This is a genomic window from Janthinobacterium sp. GW823-FHT06H09 (genome assembly GCF_058794735.1).
This window is the reverse complement of the sequence record NZ_JBXAHC010000008.1, coordinates 234,840-253,732: the sequence shown is the minus strand read 5'-3', so window position 1 is coordinate 253,732 and position 18,893 is coordinate 234,840. Positions and strand designations below refer to the sequence as shown.

Sequence of the window (18,893 nt, the reverse complement as noted above, 5' to 3'; positions counted from 1 at the left end):
ACAGAATTTCGAGGAAACGGTACAATTTGAGTTCGAAAATGAAATAAGCTGATGTAACACTCAGATACCCAACCGAGGCCACCATGGACATGATTTCATCCCCAAAACTTGAGCCGGAAAAACTGGAAGGCGACACGCCCACGATGCGTTTGTTTGCCTTGCTGGAAGTGATTGCCGAAAAAGACCAGTTGCTGTCGCTGCAAGCACTGGTGGAAGAAACGGGGCTGCCGAAACCCACCCTGCACCGCATGCTGCAACAGCTGGAAAGCGTGGGCGTGCTGCAGCGCGAAAGCGACGGCCGCCACTACAGCACGGGCGTGCGCCTGCGCCGCCTGGCGTCTAACCTCTTGATTAACAACACTTTCCATGGCGCCCGCCGCATGGTCTTGCGCCAGCTGGTCGAGGAAGTGGGCGAAAGCTGCAACCTGACGGCCTTCAGCGGCAGCGAAGTGGTGTACCTGGACCGCGTGGAAACGGCGGCGCCGCTGCGCTTCTACCTGCATCCCGGTTCGCGGGTGCCGGCACACTGCTCGTCGAGCGGCAAGCTGTTCCTGGCGCAAATGACGCCCGTGCAGCGGCGCCGCCTGCTGGGCCACATGGAATTGACGCGCTTTACGGACAAGACGGAAACGGACCCCGTCAAGCTCGAGCGCGAACTGGAACTGGTGCGCCGCAACGGCTATGCGCTGGACGACGAGGAATTCCTGCCCGGCCTGCTGTGCGTGGCCGTGCTGGTGCCGAACCCGAACGGCCGCTCGAACCTGGCCGTGGCGATCCAGGCTCCCATCATCCGTTTGACGCACGACAAGGCTTTACATTTCTTGCCAGCATTGCAACGCGCCGCGCAAGCCCTGGCCGCCATCGAATCGGAAACCATGCCGACGACGGGCGGGGACGACGACGCATTGCAGACAGGTAATTCATAACCGCTGCGGCACCCATGCTGCGGCTTGACCAGGAGAACAAGGTGCCAGATTCACGCCAACATCCCCCCGCCGCCGCAGCGCAAACCTTGCAGTCCGTGCGCAGCCTGTTCCATATCGACAGCGACTTGCTCGTGCCCGTCTTCACGGAACGCGACCCGCACGTGCCCGACATCGATCCCGCCTACCGCTTCAACAAGGACGTGACCCTGGCGATACTCGCCGGTTTCACGCATAACCGCCGCGTGATGGTGCAGGGCTTGCACGGCACGGGCAAATCCACGCATATCGAGCAGGTGGCGGCGCGCCTGAACTGGCCCTGCGTGCGCGTCAACCTCGACGGCCACATCAGCCGCCTGGATCTGGTCGGCAAGGACGCCATCGTGCTGCGCGAACAGCAGCAGGTGACGGAATTCCAGGAAGGCATCGTGCCCTGGTCGCTGCAACGGCCCGTGGCCCTGATTTTCGACGAGTACGACGCGGGCCGCCCCGACGTGATGTTCGTCATCCAGCGCATCCTCGAGCGCGACGGCAAGTTTACTTTGCTCGACCAGAACCGGGTCGTCACGCCGCACCCCCACTTCCGCCTGTTCGCCACCTCGAACACGGTGGGCCTGGGCAACCTGAACGGCATGTACCACGGCACGCAAGTGCTCAATCACGCGCAGATCGACCGCTGGAACATCGTTGCCACATTGAACTATTTGCCGCAGGACGAAGAAACGGACATCGTGCTGGCGCGTGTCCCCGCCATGAATGACGACGCGGGCCGCCAGCTGGCAAGCCGCATGGTGGCCGTGGCCAGCCTCACGCGCCACGGCTATGCGGCGGGCGACCTCGCGTGCCTGATGTCGCCGCGCACGGTAATCACCTGGGCGGAAAACTGCCAGATCTTCCGCGATCCGGCCCTGGCCTTCCGCCTGTCCTTCCTCAACAAATGCGACGAGGCCGAGCGGCCCATGGTCGCCGAGTATTACCAGCGCTGTTTCAACGAGGAATTGCTGGCGACGGCGCCATGAAGGCCGAAGCGACGGCGCCCGCCGCCTACACGCGCGAGCAGCAGGAAACGGATGAACTGTGCGCAGGCGCCATCCGGGCGCTCAGCGGCCTAGCGGCGATACGCTACCGGGGACGGCGCCTGCACGACGGCCACCGCCCCCTGCCCATCCACGCGGCGCATCTGCAGCCCGATGCGGCGCTGCAGGATTTGCCCTCGCTGCGCGGCGCGGCCGACAGCGTGGCCCTGCGCCTGCTGCACACGGATGCGGCCCTGCACAAGTCGCTGTGCCCGCCCGAGCCCGTGGCGCGGCTCGTCTTCGAGCTGCTGGAGCAACTGCGCGTGGAAACGCTGGCGCCAGATCAACATGCCGGCGTCATCGCCAACCTGCGCCACCGTTTTACGGTATGGTCGCACGCGTTCTACGATTCCGGCCTGGCCGAAGGCGCATCGGGCTTGCTCTTGTATACAGTGTTCCAGATGTGCTGGTCGCGCCTGACGGCCCGGCCCGTGCTGGAAAAGACGGAAGATTTCATCGAAGCGACGCGCTGGTCCGTTTCCTCGCAACTGAGCGGCGACCTGGCGGGCTTGCGCCGCCACCGCGCCGACCAGCTTCCCTTTGCCCGCCACGCACTGGCCATCGCCCATGCCGTCGACGCCATGCTGAAAGAGGCGCAAGCGGCGCGCGAGGGAGACCAGGACGACGGGGGCGACGCCAAGGCGCGGGCCGCGTTCAAGCTGCTGCTCGATTTCGACAGCGATAACGACAATGTGCCAGACGCCGCCCCGCTGGGCGAGAGCCGCGCCTTCAGCGATGGCGCTGGCGGCTACAAGGCGTACTCCACGGCCTACGACCGCGAAGACAAGGCGGGCGAGCTCGTGCGCCGCGCCCTGCTGCTCGAGTACCGCGAACGCATGGATGCGCGCATCGCCAGCCTGGGCATCAACACGGCGCGCCTGGCCCGACGCTTCACGCAATTGCTGGCCGTGCCCCAGCGCGACGGCTGGTCGTTCGGCGAGGAAGAAGGTTATATCGATGGCCGGCGCCTGGCGCAGCTGATCAGCTCGCCCTCCGAGCGCCGCTTGTTCCGCAAGGAACAATTCCTGCCCCAGGCTGATTGCCTCGTCACCTTTCTCGTCGATTGCTCCGGTTCCATGAAGACGCATGCGGAATCCGTGGCCGTGCTGCTGGACATATTGCTGCGCGCACTGGATCAGGCGGGCATCACGACGGAATTGCTGGGCTTTACGACGGGCGCGTGGAACGGGGGCCGCGTCAAGCGCGACTGGATGCGCGCCCGCTCGCCCGCCAACCCGGGCCGCTTGAACGAACTCGTACACATGGTGTTCAAGGATGGCGAGACGAACTGGCGCCGCGCGCGGCCCGATATCGCCGCCCTGCTGAAGGCGGACCTGTACCGCGAAGGCGTCGATGGCGAAGCTGTGGACTGGGCGTGCAACCGCATGCTGGCGCGGCCGGAGCGGCGACGCATCCTGCTCGTCGTGTCAGATGGTTGCCCGATGGATACGGCCACGAATCTGGCCAACGACGAGTTTTACCTGGCGCAACATCTGAAACAGGTGGTGGCGCGCCGCGAAGCGCAGGGCGCCGTGGAAATTTGCGGGCTGGGCCTGGGCCTGGACCTGGGCGCCTACTACAGCCGCAGCTTGGCCACCACCCTGCCCGCCTCGCTGAACAATGAGCTGTTCAGCGAGATCGCCCAGCTGATTGCCGGGCGCAGCCGGCGCTGATCAGGCGCGGGGCTTGCGGCGGCGCATCATCACGCCGGCCAGCGCCAGCCCCGTCAGCAGCATCACATACGTTTCCGGTTCCGGCACGGCGCTCACGTATTCATACGTCACGGCCACGCGGCCGGAAGCGGCCGTCTGGAACTGCGTCAGCAAATTGCCCGCGCCGCTGCCCGTCGAGGAACCGATGGCATTCAAGCCCAGGTAAATCAAACCGCCGCCCGCCGAGGAAAACAGGGCGAAGTCGCTGGCGCTGGCGCTCGTGTAGCCATTCGAGCCCGTGCTCGAGCGCAGGCCCGTGCTGGCGCCCGAGGTGCCGGCAAAATCGATGCTGCCATCAAAGGCGCTCAGGGCGAATGTCTGCGTGAACAGCGGATTGGCCACCAGCAAGGTGGAGTTGTCGGGACGGTACAAGGTCAGCAGCGAGGCCAGGCTCAGGGTCACATTCGACGCGCTGGCGTCCAGACTTTCCGTCCGGCCGCTGCCCTGCACGGCGCCTTCCAGATGGAATTTGATCGACGTCAGGGTGCCCAGGTTGCTGTCGAACTTGCCCAGGCCCAGGGTGTCTGACCAGTTAGTGGCGCCCAGGGCGCGGTCGGCGCTGAAGCTGATGGTCTGGGTGGCCGCCTGCGCGGAAGATGCGGCGCCAAGGCTTAGCACGGCGGCTGCGGCCAGTGCGATGAGAGATTTTTGCATCGATGACTCCTGTTCATTCAATGAGGAAGAGTGGATCACGCAGTGATTCACGCAGGAAGCGCGAGGGAAGTCCCTCGCGCCACAGCCCGGCCATTCAGCTAACCAGACAATTCATTGTAATAAATGAAAGAGTCACAATATACTCAGTTTGTTGCAATTTTAAAAATAACCATTAACATTTTGATTGCTCATGCAACTATCGCAAAACGGGACGAACGCAGCGCGACACATTGGCGGGCGCCTCAATCGACGCAGTAACGCACGGCATGCGCCTCCATCGGCAGCGGAATTTCCCAGTTCCACAGCATCGCTTGCAGCTTCTTGTTGCTGAGCGATGTGTCGCGCTGGCCGTTGCGCCGCAGCAGCTCCTTGCGCGGCTGCTCCAGGTACACGAGCTCCACCTGCGCATGGTATTTATACAGCAGGTTGAGCGTCTTCTCGCGCATCAGCCTGGACAGATGCGTGGCGTTCCACACGAACGGTTCGTGCTTGCGCAGCAGTTCGCGCGCCCGCTCTTCCGCATAGTCGCCCACCTGCCCCTCATTCTTGCCGTGCTTTAAGCCCAAGGCCGTCCGCGCATCGTCAAACGACACGACGGGCAGGCGCGGATGGTGCTTGTCCACCCACGTGTTCTTGCCCGATGCGGGCAAACCCGACATGACGATCACGTGCGAACCCGGCTCCTGGAACAGCGGATAATCGGGATGCGCCTCGGCGCCGCGAAAGTATTTGACGCGTGTGTGGTCGTCGACGAAGACCCTGCGCTGACCATAGCAGCCCTCCTCGCGCGCCAGTTCTCGGAACAGCTCGATGGCGTCGAGGATGCGCTGCGGGTCGGGGCAGATGCGGCCGCGGATATCGGCCTCGGCCAGCATGGCCAGCAGGCGGATATCGACCTGCCACGACAGTTCGCGCACGGTAAATTCCGGCGTCACGCCGCGCCGCGATTGCTCCAGCGCAAAGAACGGCACCTGGTGCACATTGATCAGGTGGCAGATTTCCTCGCGCACGGCAAACGGCACGTCATAGTCCCACAAGGCAATGCGCGCATCAAGGGCGCCCTTGCGCGAATGGCCAGGCTGGCCGATGGCGCCCGTCACCGGGTCGATCACCGTGGTGCTGCACTTGGCCACGTCGTGCAACAAGGCGGCGAGGAACACGATTTCCTGTTCCGCCCGCGTGGCTTGCTGATATTCAGGCATGCCCAGCAGCGATTCCACCACCATCATGGTATGCGTCCACACATCGCCTTCCGCGTGGTACACGGGGTTTTGCGGCGTCGTCTTCGCCAGTTCCAGCTGCGGGAAAGCGGCCAGGCAGGCGCTGAAATCGGGCGACTGGCCCGCTGGCGGCACCAGTTGCTGCAGGGTTTTCCAGTTCATCATTGTGTACTCCTTGAGTAAGCTGCCAGCTCGTCGAGCGAGCTGCAGGTATGCAAGCCCAGGCTTTCCCACGTCACGAGCGGCTGCGGCGCGTACAGGTCCACGCCGTCGGCCAGCAGATTCGGGATCAATGGCCGCGCGCTGTGGTGCGAACCGCTGTCGAGGATGGTTTGCGTAAAGTCATGGCGCACCAGCTTGTAACGGGCCAGCACTTGCTCGTCGTCTTCCACTTTCAGGTACAAGCCTTCCGCGTGGTCGGACTTGTCCGTCTGCTTCCAGCACAGGTCCAGCGGCAGGCGTTCGCGCGCCACCACGTTTTCAAAGGCGTCGCGCCACAACCGGGACTTGGCCAGCGAATGGCGCAGCAGCTGCCACAGCTGTTTCGGCGACGCGGGCATGGTGCCCGCATACAGCACGGGGACCGACAGCACGGGCGAGCCGGCCAGCATGGCGTGGCGGCGCGCCGTCGACAAAAACATCTGGCTGCGGCGGCAATACACGTCGAACTCGTTGAAATAATGGGGCAGCCGGTCATAAAAAACGGAATGCTTGCTGTAAGCCCATTCGCCAAACAGCACAAATTGATCTTCAAGCATATGCAGCAAGGCGTGCTCGTGCGCATGGGCCCACGGTTTCAACAGGTTGAACTGGCGTTCGCTGCCGCCGCCCGCCAGGTAGTGGCCGCGCGACTGCAGCAGCACCTCGCCCGCATCGCTGAACGACACGGCGGAGTTGGCGCCATCGATTTTTTCTTCGATGACGACGTACTGGCCGGCCAGCTTTTTCAATGGCATCTGATCGGAGCCGTCGTCGCCGTCCTGCAGGCGCGAGCCTTCCAGGTGCGGCGTGCGCGGGTATTTAAATAAAGGCAAAGATTGTAAAAACATAGCGTCCCACGCCGCGTTCACCGGGGCGTGTCCATACAGAGTCAGGGGTGCTGACGACGTGTTCGGGCGTGGACGATCAAGACCTGGGTCTCGGATACGTGTGCGGAAAGAGCAAAAACAGTGCCGCAGCAATCGGGGGCGTCAACGCGCCGAACGATGCTGCAGAGAGCATTTCGTCAGCGTTAGCAGGTGATGGCGAAGAAGCGAGGCACTTTTGGCTCCAATAAGGAAGAGGTTCGAGAAAGAACGGGGAATATAAAGGCTGTTTGATTATTTTGCAAGTGGCTCTTCCGTATCGTGCGCATTCTTGTACGCACCCCCGCTTTGCAGGCTGCGCAAAATTTGCTAAGCTGGCGGCACTTCCTGTCGCTGCTGCGTGGAAAACAAACATGACCCTTGCAAAAGGGCCGTGCATTCGTTATTTCCGGAGCAGAATCGTGTTTCCCCTATCCAGATTACAAAAAGCCCTGCGCCGCCAGGGCATCGCCGTCGCCTATGCCGACGGTATTTATACGCTCAGCAATCCGCACGCCCAGGCGTCCGTGCTGCTGCCCCATAACTTTCCCCTCGAGGAAAAAGCCGTGCGCCAGCTGATGGAATTTGCCGCCGTCGCCGTGCCCGGCCAGGATGGCCATGTGTGCAAGGCGTGCGCCACGCCCGACTTCCACCCTGGCAGCATCGCGCCCGTCGGCAGCATCGTCGCCACCAGCCCCGACATGGTAATCCCCGCCATCCCCGGCACGGACATCGCCTGCGGCATGCGCCTGATCACGACGGGTTTGACCCTGGCCCAGTTCGAAGCGCGCAAGCCGCAGCTGCTCGCCAAGCTCAAACATGTGCTGCTGGAAGACGGCCGCAACGTGCCGCTGCGCTCGAAGGCGTTTGCCGCCCTGTTCGACGTGGGTCCGGCAGCGTTCATCGACAGCCTGCATGACGATGGTTTGTGGCCCCGCGTCGACAAGGAGCGGCTGTTGCACGAACTCGACGCTTGCATCGCCCTGCGCGAACTGGGCGGCGGCTTGCGCCATGCGCCCGCAGCGCTGGTGGGCACGCGCGAAGTGATACGCCATCCCAGCCTGGGCACGACGGGATCGGGCAACCATTTCGTGGAAATCCAGCTGGTCGACGCCGTCATGGACCGCCACGCCGCGTACCGGCACGGGCTGGTGCCGGGCGAAGTGGTCGTCATGATCCACAGCGGCAGCCGCGACGTGGGCTTTTTTGTCGGCAGCCGCTGGATGGACCGCGCCAAAGAGGCGTGGCCGAAAGGCGTGCGCCACCCGCAGTCGGGCCTGTACGGCTTGACGGGCGAACTGGCCGGCGAATACATGGACGCCATGGGCGTGGCTTCGCGCTACGCCTGGGTCAACCGCATGGTATTGGCCGAACTGGTGCGCGACAGCCTGTCGCAAGTGTTTGCGCAGGATCAATCGCGCCTGGTGGTGGACGTGCCGCACAACGTCATCCTGCGCGAGCATGGCATGAACATCCACCGCAAGGGTGCCACGCCGGCGCGCGAAGGCGACCTGGCGCTGATCCCCGGCTCCATGGGCGACTATTCTTATGTGGCAACTGGCATGGGCAATCCCGACTGGCTGTGGTCGTGCTCGCATGGCGCGGGGCGCAGCATCCGCAGGCAAGCCATGCGCGCCATCCGGCCCACGGTGGGCGGCGACGAGATGGCGTTCCAGTGCGTGACCCTGCGCGAGGAACGCCGTGTCGAGGAAGCGCCGATGGCGTACAAGAAGATCGGTCCCGTCATCGCTGCGCAGGAGGAAGCGGGCTTGCTGCAATCGGTGGCGCGGCTGAAACCTTTGCTGACGTTTAAAGCCTAGCGCAGCAATTGCGGCGCGGCCGCCGCCATCAGCGACAGGCCGATGGCGGTCAGCACGGCGAACGCGATGCGGCGCATGCCGCGCTGGGCGATCGGCGGCGGGTAGCGCTTGCCCACCATGGTGGCCAGCACGCCCACGGGCAAGGCCAGCGCACACAGCAACAACACTTTCCCATCGAGCTGGCCCTGGCTGCCCGCCATCAGCGAGCGCCCGCCCGCGCTGATGGCAAACAAAAAGATCAGGCTGTAGCGGATGGTGGTCAAACTCATTTCCTGGCGATAGAACTGATACACGAGGGGCGGGCCGGCCAGCGAAAACAGGCCCGAGAACAGGCCGCCGCACACGCCGCTGATGAAAAAGCTGCGTTTATCCGCCGCGCCCGGCCCCGGCGGCGCCTGCAGCAGGATGCTGACGCCGCCATACACGATGGCCGCGCCCAATAACAGTTTCAGGACGGGCGCATACGCCTGGTCCAGATATCCCAACAGCAAGACGCCGGCCGCCATGGCCGGCAGCAAGCCGATGCTGGCGGCGCGGATGGCGCGCCAGTCCAGGTGGTGCAAGGCGCCCGGCAAGGCCACGAGGCAATTGGCAAGCGACAATAAACTGACGAGGGCCGCCAGCGCGGGCACGGGCGCCAGGCCGAGGCCGCTGGCCACGCCCATGACGATCATGCCCAGGCCAAAGCCCGTCACGGTCTGGAAATACGTGCCGGCCGCCACCACGCCCAACAGCGCCAGCACGGGCAAGCTGAACAACTCAGCGCCCACCCTGGGCCTGCACGGCCGTCACGGCAATGACGTTGTAGACGTCGTCGGCGCTGCAGCCGCGCGACAAATCGTTGGCCGGCTTGTTCAAGCCTTGCAGCAAGGGGCCGATGGCGACGGCGCCGCCCATGCGTTCGGCCAGCTTGTAGCCGATATTGCCCGCGTCCAGGTTCGGGAACACCAGCACGTTGGCGCGGCCATTGACGACGGAATCCTTGACTTTCCTCTGGGAAATTTCGGCCACGATGGCCGCGTCGAGTTGCACGTCGCCATCGATGGCCAGCAGCGGACGCTGGGCCTTGACCCGGTCCGTGGCCGCATGCACCTTGTCCACGGCCGCGTGATGGGCGCTGCCGCTGGTGGAAAACGACAGCATGGCGACCCGTGGTTCTTCCATCAGCAAGGCTTGCGCGCTGTCGGCGGCGGCCATGGCGATGTCGGCCAGTTCCTCGGCCTTCGGATCGACGACCAGGGCGCAGTCGGAAAAGATGAATCCGCCCTTCAGGCTGTGGAACGGTTCGCACAGCATCATCAGGAAAAAGCTCGACACGAGCTTGAAGGCCGGGTCGACGCCGATGATCTGGATGGCGCTGCGCACCACGTCGGCCGTCGTGTGCACGGCCCCCGCCACGCAGCCGTCGGCGTCGCCCAGGCGCACCATCAGGTTGGCGTAGCACAACGGGTCTTGCACGGCGATGCGCGCCTGCTCCACCGTCATGCCCTTGGCTTGACGCAGCACAAACAATTGCTGGGCATAGTGTTCCGACTCGTCGGACGTTGCCGGATCGACCAGGCGCACGCTATCGAGGTTCAGCCCGTGCTCGTGCGCCAGGGCGAGGATGGCGGCCGGCTGGCCGACGAGGGTAATGTGCGCCAGCCCTTCGGCGGCAGCCCGCGCGGCCGCCTGCAGCACGCGCGCATCGCCGCCCTCGCACAACACGATGTTTTTCGGCACGGCGCGGGCTTGCTCGATGATGCGGTGCAGGGCTTTCATGGCGACTCCAATTCGGTAAAAAAAGTGCCGGAACCATGGAAGCATAAAGATGGTTCCGGCACATAAAACCCGGCAAGCCGGGGTCATACAAGGATCGGTCGGGGTGGTGTCGGATGACGCCGGGCCTGGCTACTGCCCGGGTGGTGTCGGATTACGCCGGGCTTTGCCCGGCTAATCCGACCTACGCCAGCACCACGCGTACATTGCGTAGGTTGGGTAGGTTGGATTAGCCCAACGGGCGTAATCCAACACTCCAGCAGCAAATCAAACGTAGTCTTTATACTTATCCAGATGACGAATTGGTTTACTCAGCGCATCGCGGCGGAACGGGTCGCCCAGCTCGCGCGTGCACATGATTTCGATGATGGTTGTCTTGCCTTCATTCATCTGCATGTCGATCGCCTTCTTCAGCGCCGGGCCCACGTCTTCCAGCTTGTCGACCGTGATGCCTTCGGCGCCCATGGCCCGCGCAATTTCCGCGAAACTCTGGTTGTCGAGCTCGCCGGCAACGAAGCGGCGGTTGTAGAAATCGACCTGGTTCTTCTTTTCCGCGCCCCACTGGCGGTTGTGGAACACCACGGCCGTGACGGGAATGTTGTGGCGCACGCAGGTCATCGTTTCCATCAAACTCATGCCCCAGGCGCCGTCGCCCGCATACGACACGGCCGGACGGTGCGGCGCGGCCACCTTGGCGCCGATGATGGTCGGGAAGGCATAACCGCAGTTGCCAAAGCTCATCGCCGCAAAGAAGCTGCGCGGCTTTTCAAAGCGCAAGTAACTATTGGCCACCGAGTTGATGTTGCCGATGTCGGTCGACACCATCACGTCTTCCGGCATGGCTTTTTCCAGCTCGCGCAAGACCTGGCGCGGGTGCAGGTAGTTGCCCGGCTCTTTCTTCTGCTCTTCGATCATGTCCAGGCTGTACGCATCTTTTTCATGGGTCCAGTTCGTCAATTCCTCTTCCCACGCCGCCTTCTCCGCTTGCACGGTGACATAGCGCGCGTCGCGCGTGGCGTCGCAGTCGAGCGTCTTGCCGTCCAGGCGAGCAATAATCGCTTTCGCGGCCGCCTTGGCGTCGCCGCAGATGCCGACCGAAATCTTTTTGACCAGACCCAGCATCTTGTTGTCGGCATCGATCTGGATGATCTTGGCATTCTTCGGCCAGTAATCCATGCCGTGCTGCGGCAAGGTGCCGAACGGTCCCAGGCGCGAGCCTAAAGCGACGACGACGTCGGCCTGGGCGATCAGTTTCATCGCCGCTTTCGAACCCTGGTAGCCGAGCGGACCGCACCACAGCGGGTGGCTGGCGGGAAACGAGTCGTTGTGCAGATAGCTGTTCACGACGGGCGCACCGAGGCGTTCGGCCAGGGCCTTGCACTCGTCGATCGCTTCGCCCATGACGACGCCGCCGCCGGAAATAATCACGGGGAACTTGGCCTTGGCCAAGAGCTCCGCCGCATCGTTGAGGCTTTGCTCGCCGCCGGCGCCGCGGTCCAGGCGGTTCGGTTTCGGGATCTCGGCCTTGATTTCGCCATAAAAATAGTCGCGCGGGATGTTCAATTGCGTCGGCCCCATTTCCGACATGGCGCGGTCGAAGCAGCGACCCGTGAATTCCGCCATGCGGGCGGGATTGGTCACATGACCCTGGTATTTCGTGAATTCCTCGAACATCGGCAACTGGTTCGCTTCCTGGAAGCCGCCCAGGCCCATGCTCATCGTGCCCGTTTCCGGCGTGATGATGACGACGGGCGTGTGCGCCCAGTAGGCGGCGGCAATGGCGGTGACGCAATTGCTGATGCCGGGGCCGTTCTGGCCAATGACGACGCCATGGCGGCCCGAGACGCGGGCATAGCCGTCGGCCATGTGGCCGGCGCCCTGCTCGTGCACGACGGGGATCAGCCGGATGCCGGCGGGGGCGAAGATGTCCATCGGGTCCATGAAGGCCGAGCCCATGATGCCGAACATGTCGGTCACGCCATTGGCGGCCAGGGTTTCCACGAACGCTTCGGAAGGCGTCATCTTTTGCGGGCCTACTGGAACGGCAGCGGCGGCGGCTTTTTGGTCGGACAAATCGGTCATGGCTCAGTCTCCTTACGGTTTTATGAAAAATCGGTATATTTTGTTCCGATATTTGAAATACGTGTTCAATTTAACGGTTGCGAAATGCGCTGTCAATGAAAATTCATGAAAAATCGGACTGTTTCATTCCTGAATCCGGAATCCATGACTTAGGCCCATTCCTGAAACAACAATGGCGGCTTATCCGCAACAGACAAGCCGCCATCGCCACCTGCGCTGCCGCGCTTAGAACTTCAGGCGCATGCCGGCCGTGAAGGCGCTCGAGTTATGCCCAGGCAAGGGCACGCTGCCGCCGCTGGAGGCGTCGCCAACGAAGTTGGTGCCAGCGCCATCGTTGCTGATGCGCCCGTACGAGGTGTACAGGTTCGTGCGCTTGGACAAGGCATACGTGTAGCCGATGGCCAGCTGGCGCCCGCCGCGGCGCGCATTCGTGCGGTCATCCTTGCGGATGTACGAGGCCATCACGCTGCCCGCCGCGCCCACGGGAGCCGACGCGCCCAGCATGTAGTTGCGGAAATCCGTGCCCGCATCGTCCTTGTCCGTTTCATAGGCGGCGTGCAGCTTGGCGGGGCCGAAGTCGTAAGTGCCGCCCAGCAAGGTCACTTTCGCCGTGTTCAGCGGCGTGTCCTTGCGGTTGTCGTGCGCCAGGGTCAGCACGAGCGGGCCGTTGGCGTAGTCGATGGAAAAGTCGATGGTGCGGCCCAGCGTATTGCTGTCCGGCTTCTCTCCCAGACCGTACATGATCGATGCCGACAGGCCCTTGACCTTGGGCGTCTCGTACATGATGGAATTTTTCGTGCGCAGGCTGGCCACGCTCATCAGGTTGATCGAGGCGCCCGTCATGCCCGTCTCGAAGGGGTCGATATTGTCCAGCGCGGTGAACAGCGGGTTGTGCTGCAAGCCCAGGTTCACGGCGCCGAAGCCGCCCGACAGGCCCACGTAGGCCTTGCGCCCGAACAAGGCGCCCTGGCGGTTGGCGCCCGTGTCCACGTCGAGGCCATTTTCCAGCAGGAAATTGGCTTTCAAGTTGTTGCCCAGGTCTTCCGTGCCCTTGAAGCCAATGCGGCTGCCCGACTGCACGCCGGTGGCCAGCTTGGTGACGGAACCGTCCGCGCCGCCGTGCTCGGACGTGAAGCCCGCGTCGAGCAAGCCGTACACGGTGACGGACGATTGGGCGCTGGCGTTGCCGGCGAAGAAGGAGGCCAGGATGGCTGCCGTTACGAGTGTGTGTTTCATGTCATCTCCAGGTATTGTGGTTTTTATGGGTGCTTCAAACAGAATCAACAACGGTGCTGCAAACTGCGGTAAATGCGGTAAATGCGGCAACTCAGGCGATCAGCCCGGCCATCGGCGACGAGGGCGAAGCGCTCATGACGCCCGCTCTCCGGGGCATGCGTCCGGCCAGATAGGCCTCGCGTCCGCCCTGCACTGCCAGTTTCATGGCGCGCGCCATGCGGATCGGCTCGCGCGCCGCCGCGATGGCGGTATTCATCAAGATGCCGTCGCAACCGAGTTCCATGGCGATGGCCGCGTCCGACGCCGTGCCCACGCCCGCGTCGACCAGCACGGGCACCTTGGCTTGCTCGATGATCAGCGACAAGTTCCATGGATTGAGAATGCCCATGCCAGAGCCGATCAGGGACGCCAGCGGCATGACGGCGATGCAGCCGATGTCTTCCAGCATGCGCGCCTGGATGGGGTCGTCGCTGCAATACACCATCACCTGGAAGCCGTCGCGCACCAGCTGCTCCGCCGCCTTTAACGTTTCCGGCATGTTCGGGAACAGGGTCTTTTCATCGCCCAGCACTTCCAGCTTGCACAACTGGTGGCCGCCCAGCAGCTCGCGCGCCAGCTGCAGAGTGTAGACGGCATCGCGCGCGTTGTAGCAGCCGCCCGTGTTGGGCAGGATCGTGTATTTCGATGGCGGAATGAAGTCGAGCAGGTTCGGCTCGCCCTTTTCCTGGCCGATATTCACCCTGCGGATGGTCACGGTGACGATCTCGGCGCCGCTTTCCTCGATGGCGAGGCGCGTCTCCTCGAAATCCTTGTATTTACCGGTGCCCACCAGCAGGCGCGACTGGTAGGTGGTGCCGGCCAGGGTCAGGCCGCCGGGGGGTTGGCTGGGGGTGGCGTCGTCTCTCATCGTGATCTCCTATGCAATTCATTTAAACCAGAAGCAAAATCCGGGGTCGGACCCTGAGGGTTCGACCCCAGCCTTTTCCCTTGGGTTTCTCCGCAAAACGCAAAATCGACTTCCGGCCGCCGTCCCGACACGAGCTCGGCGATCGCCCTGCCCGCGCCGCAGCCCATGGTCCAGCCCAGGGTGCCGTGGCCCGTGTTGAGGAACAGCTGGCGGTAGCGCGTGGCGCCGATGTAGGGGACGTTCGACGGTGTCAGAGGGCGCAGGCCGGCCCAGTAGACGGGGTCGCTGTAATCGCAGGCGTGGGGAAACAGCGCTTGCACGCGGCGCGTGATCGCGGCGCAGCGCACGGGGTTGAGTTCCCGCGTGTAGCCGTTCAGCTCGCACGTGCCCGCCACGCGCAGGCGCGATCCCAGGCGCGAAAACACGAGCTTATGGCCGTCGTCCGTCAGCGATACGCTGGGTGCGCTGACGGGGTCGATGATCGGATAGGTGGCGGAATAACCTTTGCCCGGATACAGCATCAGCCGGATGCCCAGCGGCTGCAGCAGCGGTGCGGAAAAGCTGCCCATGGCCACCACCACGGCGTCCGCGTATTCCAGGCGATGGCGCCCCTGCGCATCGATGCATTCCACGCCCGTGATGCGTGCGCCATTCGCACCATCTTCCAGCAGCCGCGTCACCGTCGTGCTGTACTGAAAATCCACGCCGGCCGCCGCCGCGCGGGCAGCCAAGGCCGTGGTAAACAGATGCACGTCGCCCGATTCGTCGCTGGCCGTAAAATCGCCGCCCACGATGCGGCTGCGCGCATGGCGCAAGGCCGGCTCCAGCCGGATCACTTCGTCGGCGCTGACGGTATTGCGCGGACAGCCCAGCTCGCGCAGGAGCGCGGCGCCCGCTTGCGATTTGTCAAACTCCTGCTGGTCCGTATAAAAATGCAAAATGCCCCGTTCCAGGTGGTCGTAGGCGATGCCCGTCTCGCGCCGTAATGCCTGCAAACTCTGCCGGCTGTACTCGGCCAGGGCGACGATCTGGCGCATATTGCGCGCCACCCTGGACGGCAGGCATTCGCGCAGGTAGTGCAAGGCCCACTGCCATTGCAGCGGATCGAGGCGGGGACGGAACAGCAGCGGCGCGTCGTCCTTGCCCAGCCAGGTCACGACCTTGCGCAGGGTGGCGGGATTGGCCCACGGTTCCGCGTGCGAGACGGAAATCTGCCCGCCGTTGCCGAAACTGGTTTCCTGCGCGGCGCCCGCCTGGCGCTCGAGCACGCGCACGTCGTGGCCCGCCTGGCGCAAGTACCAGGCCGATGCCGTGCCGACCACGCCGGCGCCGAGAACGAGGACTTTCATGGCGGGCCCGATGCGCTTAACGCGTCAGCAGCACGGCGATGGCGACGAAGGCGGCGATCCACACGGTCTCCATCACCAGCATGATCACGGGACGCCAGCCCAGCGAGGCCAGCGACTGGAACGAGGTTTTCACGCCCAGGGCGGCAATCGCAATGACGAGGCAGGCGCGCGAGGCATTGTTGATCCAGCCATTCACTTCCTGCGGGATCAGGCCCAGGCTGTTGGTGATGACGAGCCAGACAAAGCCGATCAGGAAGAACGGCACGAGCGGCGGCGCATCGACTTCGCTCTTGCCATCCTTGCGCTTGAACATGATCGACAGGCCCAGCACGACGGGCACGAGGCAGGCCACGCGCGTCAATTTCACGAAGGTGGCGACGTCGCCCGTATGATTACTCACCAGATAGCCGGCGCCCACCACTTGCGCCACGTCATGGATGGTGCCGCCGATGAACACGCCCGCCTCGGTCGGGTCAAAGCCCAGCAGCTTGACCAGCAGCGGGTAGACGATCATCGCCAGGGTCGACAGCGAGGTCACGCCCACCACCGTCAACAGGGTGAACTTTTCGTTTTCCTTGGTTTGCGGCAGCACGGCCGAGATGGCCAGCGCGGCCGACGCGCCGCAGATGGCCACGGAGCCGCCCGACAAAATACCTTCCGTGATCGGACGTTTCAGCCATTTGGCCAGCAGGTAGCCGAAGCCCAGGGTGGCGATCAGGCCGCCCACGACGATCAATAACGGCGTCACGCCGACCGAGGCGATCTGGTTGAAGGTGATGCGCGCGCCCAGCAGGGCCACGCCCGTGCGCAGCAGCACCTTGCTGCAAAACTCGATGCCGGGCTTGCAGGTGGGGTCGGACGCGAGGAAGTGGAAGGCCAGGCCGAAGAACAGCGCATACAGCAGCTGGGGCCCGCCGTAATTGCTGGAAATAAAGGTGGCCGACAGGGCGATCACCAGCGCGATGGCCACGCCGGGCCAGCTGCGCAGCACGGCGCGGGGCCGCCAGATGGCGATGGCGGAAGACACATAGGGGATGTTCTTGTCGACAACGCGCGTTATCGCTGAGGAGTTAGTTTTCATGCTGGTCCGCTCATAATGTTTTAAAAATTGGGACATTTCATCTCGTTTTTTAATAATACACGATGAGCTAGCGAAGTCCATGCTTTTCCACGAAAATCGAAACCACATGTTCCGGAAACCGACGTTTTAATGATGCCGGCACCATAAACGACAAGCGGCGCGGCCCTGGGCAGGGACGCGCCGCTCTTTACTGAAGAGTTAAAAAGTTACTTTTTGTTCAGGCGGGTAATCAGGCTGGAGGTGTCGTAGCGGTTGCCGCCCGCCTGCTGCACTTCGCCATAGAACTGGTCCGTCAAGGTCGTCACGGGCAAGTCGCTGCCGTTGCGCTTGGCTTCGGCGAGGCAGATACCGAGGTCCTTGCGCATCAGGTCGACGGCGAAACCGAAGTCGAACTTGCGCTCGATCATGGTCTTGCCCCGGTTTTCCAGCTGCCATGACTGCGCCGCGCCCTTGGAAATCACGTCCACCACCAGGGCCGCGTCGAGGCCCGCGTTTTCCGCAAAGGCAATGCCTTCGCTCAAGGCTTGCACGAGGCCCGCGATGCAGATCTGGTTGACCATTTTTGTGAGCTGGCCGGAACCGGAGGCGCCCATGTAGGTGACGGCGCGCGCGAACAGGGCAATGACGGGCTCGGCACGTGCATACGCCTCTGCATCGCCGCCCACCATCACGGTCAGCTTGCCGTTTTCCGCTCCGGCCTGGCCGCCGGACACGGGCGCGTCGAGGAAGAACACGCCCTTCTCCTTCGCCGCCGCGTGGATGGTGCGCGCCGCTTCGGCGGACGCCGTCGTATGGTCGATCAGGATGCTGCCCGGCGCCATGGCGGACAGCAAGCCGCCCTCTTCCAGGATCACTTGATACAGATCGTTATCGTTGCCGATGCAGGTGAAGACGAACTCGGCACCCGCTGCGGCGGCGGCCGGCGTGGCGGCGCTGCTGCCCTTGTGCTGCTCCAGCCAGGCGGCCGCGCGGGCCGGGTTGCGGTTGTACACGGTGACGTCGTGCCCGCCCGCCGCCAGGTGACCTGCCATGGGGAAACCCATGACGCCCAAACCGATGAATGCCACTTTTGCCATTTTGTCCGTCCTGTCGATGTGTGAATCCGATTATTGTTGCACAAATGGCACATGGCGGCAGCAAGGCGAGGCCCCAAGCGACGTTTGGCGCACAAGGAGTGGCGATTGGGAAACATCCGCATTTCAACTAAATAAGAAGAAAATTATCATAAAGAACTTTTTATTGCATTTTTTTCTAGTTAATATTATATTGAATTGGCATTGCAAATAAGTAAAGTCTTGCCACATCCTTTTCCCAACCCCTGTTAAGGAGTCGATCTTGCAAACTGCATTTTCCCGCCTGAAAATCATCAGCGCCGCCACCCTGCTGCTCGCCGCCAGCGCCGCACACGCAGACATCACGATCTTTACGAGCCAGTCCGCCTATCTGGCAGCGGTCGGCAATACGGGCGTCGATACCTTTGATGATTTACCCATCGATGCACTCGACGGCCCCCTGTACCGTAATGCCGGCAGCTACGGCTACACGGTGAGCAGCATTGGCTCCTCGCCCATCCTGTACGGCGCGGGCACCGGTAGCGACAACTGGCTGAGCACGAACAACCGCAATGACAGCGTGGTGTTCTCCAACTTTTCCAGTGACGTACGCGGTGTGGGGGGATTCTTCTTCGGATCGAACCTGTATGGTGAGTATGCCGACAGCCAGAGCATCACCTTGACAGCGCGCAATGCGCTGGGTGAACTGCTCACCTACGAACTGGCACTGCCAACGCAAGCATCGTTTATCGGCTTCCTGTCGACGGGCGCTTTCTCCGACCTGTCCGTCAGCACGGCAGGACAGATCGGCATCTGGCCCACCATCAATAACCTGTCCGTGTCGGCCGTACCGGAGCCAGCCACTTATGGCATGCTGTTGGGCGGCCTGGGCTTGCTCGGCTTCATGTCGCGCCGCCGCCGGGCCAGCCAGCAGTAAACAAATTGGCGCCTGGTAGGGC

The 18,893-nt window shown here is 63.2% G+C and carries 16 protein-coding genes; 5 read left to right on the top strand and 11 right to left on the bottom strand.

What is annotated here, in order from left to right; all coding sequences use genetic code 11:
- Nucleotides 1-89: 89 nt before the first annotated feature.
- From AC1Q6X_RS16040 to AC1Q6X_RS16030, 3 genes are read left to right on the top strand one after another with little or no spacing between them, the layout of a single operon-like run.
- The gene (locus tag AC1Q6X_RS16040) at nt 90-926 is read left to right on the top strand and encodes an IclR family transcriptional regulator (RefSeq protein ID WP_373632440.1); all 837 of its coding nucleotides are present in this window, start codon (nt 90-92) and stop codon (nt 924-926) included.
- A 41-nt stretch (nt 927-967) separates the two neighbouring features.
- The gene (locus tag AC1Q6X_RS16035; protein WP_492497788.1) at nt 968-1,942 is read left to right on the top strand and encodes an AAA family ATPase; all 975 of its coding nucleotides are present in this window, start codon (nt 968-970) and stop codon (nt 1,940-1,942) included.
- Nucleotides 1,939-3,672: a cobaltochelatase CobT-related protein gene (locus AC1Q6X_RS16030; RefSeq protein ID WP_492497787.1), complete on the top strand. Its 1,734-nt coding sequence runs from the start codon at nt 1,939-1,941 to the stop codon at nt 3,670-3,672. Before AC1Q6X_RS16035 ends, AC1Q6X_RS16030 begins: the two co-directional genes overlap by 4 nt.
- On the opposite strand, the gene AC1Q6X_RS16025 is transcribed toward AC1Q6X_RS16030, so the two are convergent.
- From AC1Q6X_RS16025 to AC1Q6X_RS16015, 3 genes are all read right to left on the bottom strand, one after another.
- Entirely contained in the window at nt 3,673-4,365 is a 693-nt protein-coding gene (locus AC1Q6X_RS16025; RefSeq protein WP_492497786.1) for a choice-of-anchor E domain-containing protein, read from the bottom strand.
- Nucleotides 4,366-4,607: 242 nt separating this feature from the next.
- Complete coding sequence (locus AC1Q6X_RS16020; RefSeq protein WP_492497785.1) at nt 4,608-5,750, bottom strand: AAA family ATPase; 1,143 nt, start codon at nt 5,748-5,750, stop codon at nt 4,608-4,610.
- Nucleotides 5,747-6,634, bottom strand: a complete 888-nt coding sequence (locus tag AC1Q6X_RS16015; protein WP_492497784.1) for an RNA ligase family protein — start codon at nt 6,632-6,634, stop codon at nt 5,747-5,749. The genes AC1Q6X_RS16020 and AC1Q6X_RS16015 overlap by 4 nt, the downstream gene beginning before the upstream one ends.
- A gap of 437 nt (nt 6,635-7,071) precedes the next feature.
- Between AC1Q6X_RS16015 and AC1Q6X_RS16010 the strand changes: the two genes are divergently transcribed.
- Nucleotides 7,072-8,469, top strand: a complete 1,398-nt coding sequence (locus AC1Q6X_RS16010; protein ID WP_492497783.1) for an RtcB family protein — start codon at nt 7,072-7,074, stop codon at nt 8,467-8,469.
- Here the strand turns inward: AC1Q6X_RS16010 and AC1Q6X_RS16005 are convergent.
- The 8 genes from AC1Q6X_RS16005 to AC1Q6X_RS15970 form a co-directional block, all read right to left on the bottom strand.
- Entirely contained in the window at nt 8,466-9,227 is a 762-nt protein-coding gene (locus AC1Q6X_RS16005) for a TSUP family transporter (protein ID WP_492497782.1), read from the bottom strand. The genes AC1Q6X_RS16010 and AC1Q6X_RS16005 overlap by 4 nt on opposite strands.
- Before the next feature lies 1 nt (nt 9,228).
- Nucleotides 9,229-10,230 (bottom strand): phosphate acetyltransferase, encoded by a 1,002-nt coding sequence (pta, locus tag AC1Q6X_RS16000; RefSeq protein WP_492497781.1) that lies wholly within the window; start codon nt 10,228-10,230, stop codon nt 9,229-9,231.
- Nucleotides 10,231-10,494: 264 nt separating this feature from the next.
- Entirely contained in the window at nt 10,495-12,309 is a 1,815-nt protein-coding gene (gene xsc / locus AC1Q6X_RS15995) for a sulfoacetaldehyde acetyltransferase (RefSeq protein WP_492497780.1), read from the bottom strand.
- 225 nt (nt 12,310-12,534) lie between these two features.
- Complete coding sequence (locus AC1Q6X_RS15990; protein WP_492497779.1) at nt 12,535-13,545, bottom strand: porin; 1,011 nt, start codon at nt 13,543-13,545, stop codon at nt 12,535-12,537.
- Between the two features lie 91 nt (nt 13,546-13,636).
- Nucleotides 13,637-14,452, bottom strand: a complete 816-nt coding sequence (locus AC1Q6X_RS15985) for a thiazole synthase (protein WP_492497778.1) — start codon at nt 14,450-14,452, stop codon at nt 13,637-13,639.
- Nucleotides 14,449-15,801 (bottom strand): D-amino acid dehydrogenase, encoded by a 1,353-nt coding sequence (locus AC1Q6X_RS15980; RefSeq protein ID WP_492497777.1) that lies wholly within the window; start codon nt 15,799-15,801, stop codon nt 14,449-14,451. Before AC1Q6X_RS15980 ends, AC1Q6X_RS15985 begins: the two co-directional genes overlap by 4 nt.
- A gap of 16 nt (nt 15,802-15,817) precedes the next feature.
- Complete coding sequence (locus tag AC1Q6X_RS15975) at nt 15,818-16,882, bottom strand: YeiH family protein (protein WP_083293691.1); 1,065 nt, start codon at nt 16,880-16,882, stop codon at nt 15,818-15,820.
- Nucleotides 16,883-17,088: 206 nt separating this feature from the next.
- Nucleotides 17,089-17,958: an NAD(P)-dependent oxidoreductase gene (locus tag AC1Q6X_RS15970; RefSeq protein ID WP_070225015.1), complete on the bottom strand. Its 870-nt coding sequence runs from the start codon at nt 17,956-17,958 to the stop codon at nt 17,089-17,091.
- 259 nt (nt 17,959-18,217) lie between these two features.
- Between AC1Q6X_RS15970 and AC1Q6X_RS15965 the strand changes: the two genes are divergently transcribed.
- Nucleotides 18,218-18,871 carry an FxDxF family PEP-CTERM protein gene (locus AC1Q6X_RS15965; protein WP_492497776.1) on the top strand — a complete coding sequence of 218 codons (654 nt, stop codon included), beginning with the start codon at nt 18,218-18,220 and terminating at the stop codon, nt 18,869-18,871.
- Nucleotides 18,872-18,893: the final 22 nt, after the last annotated feature.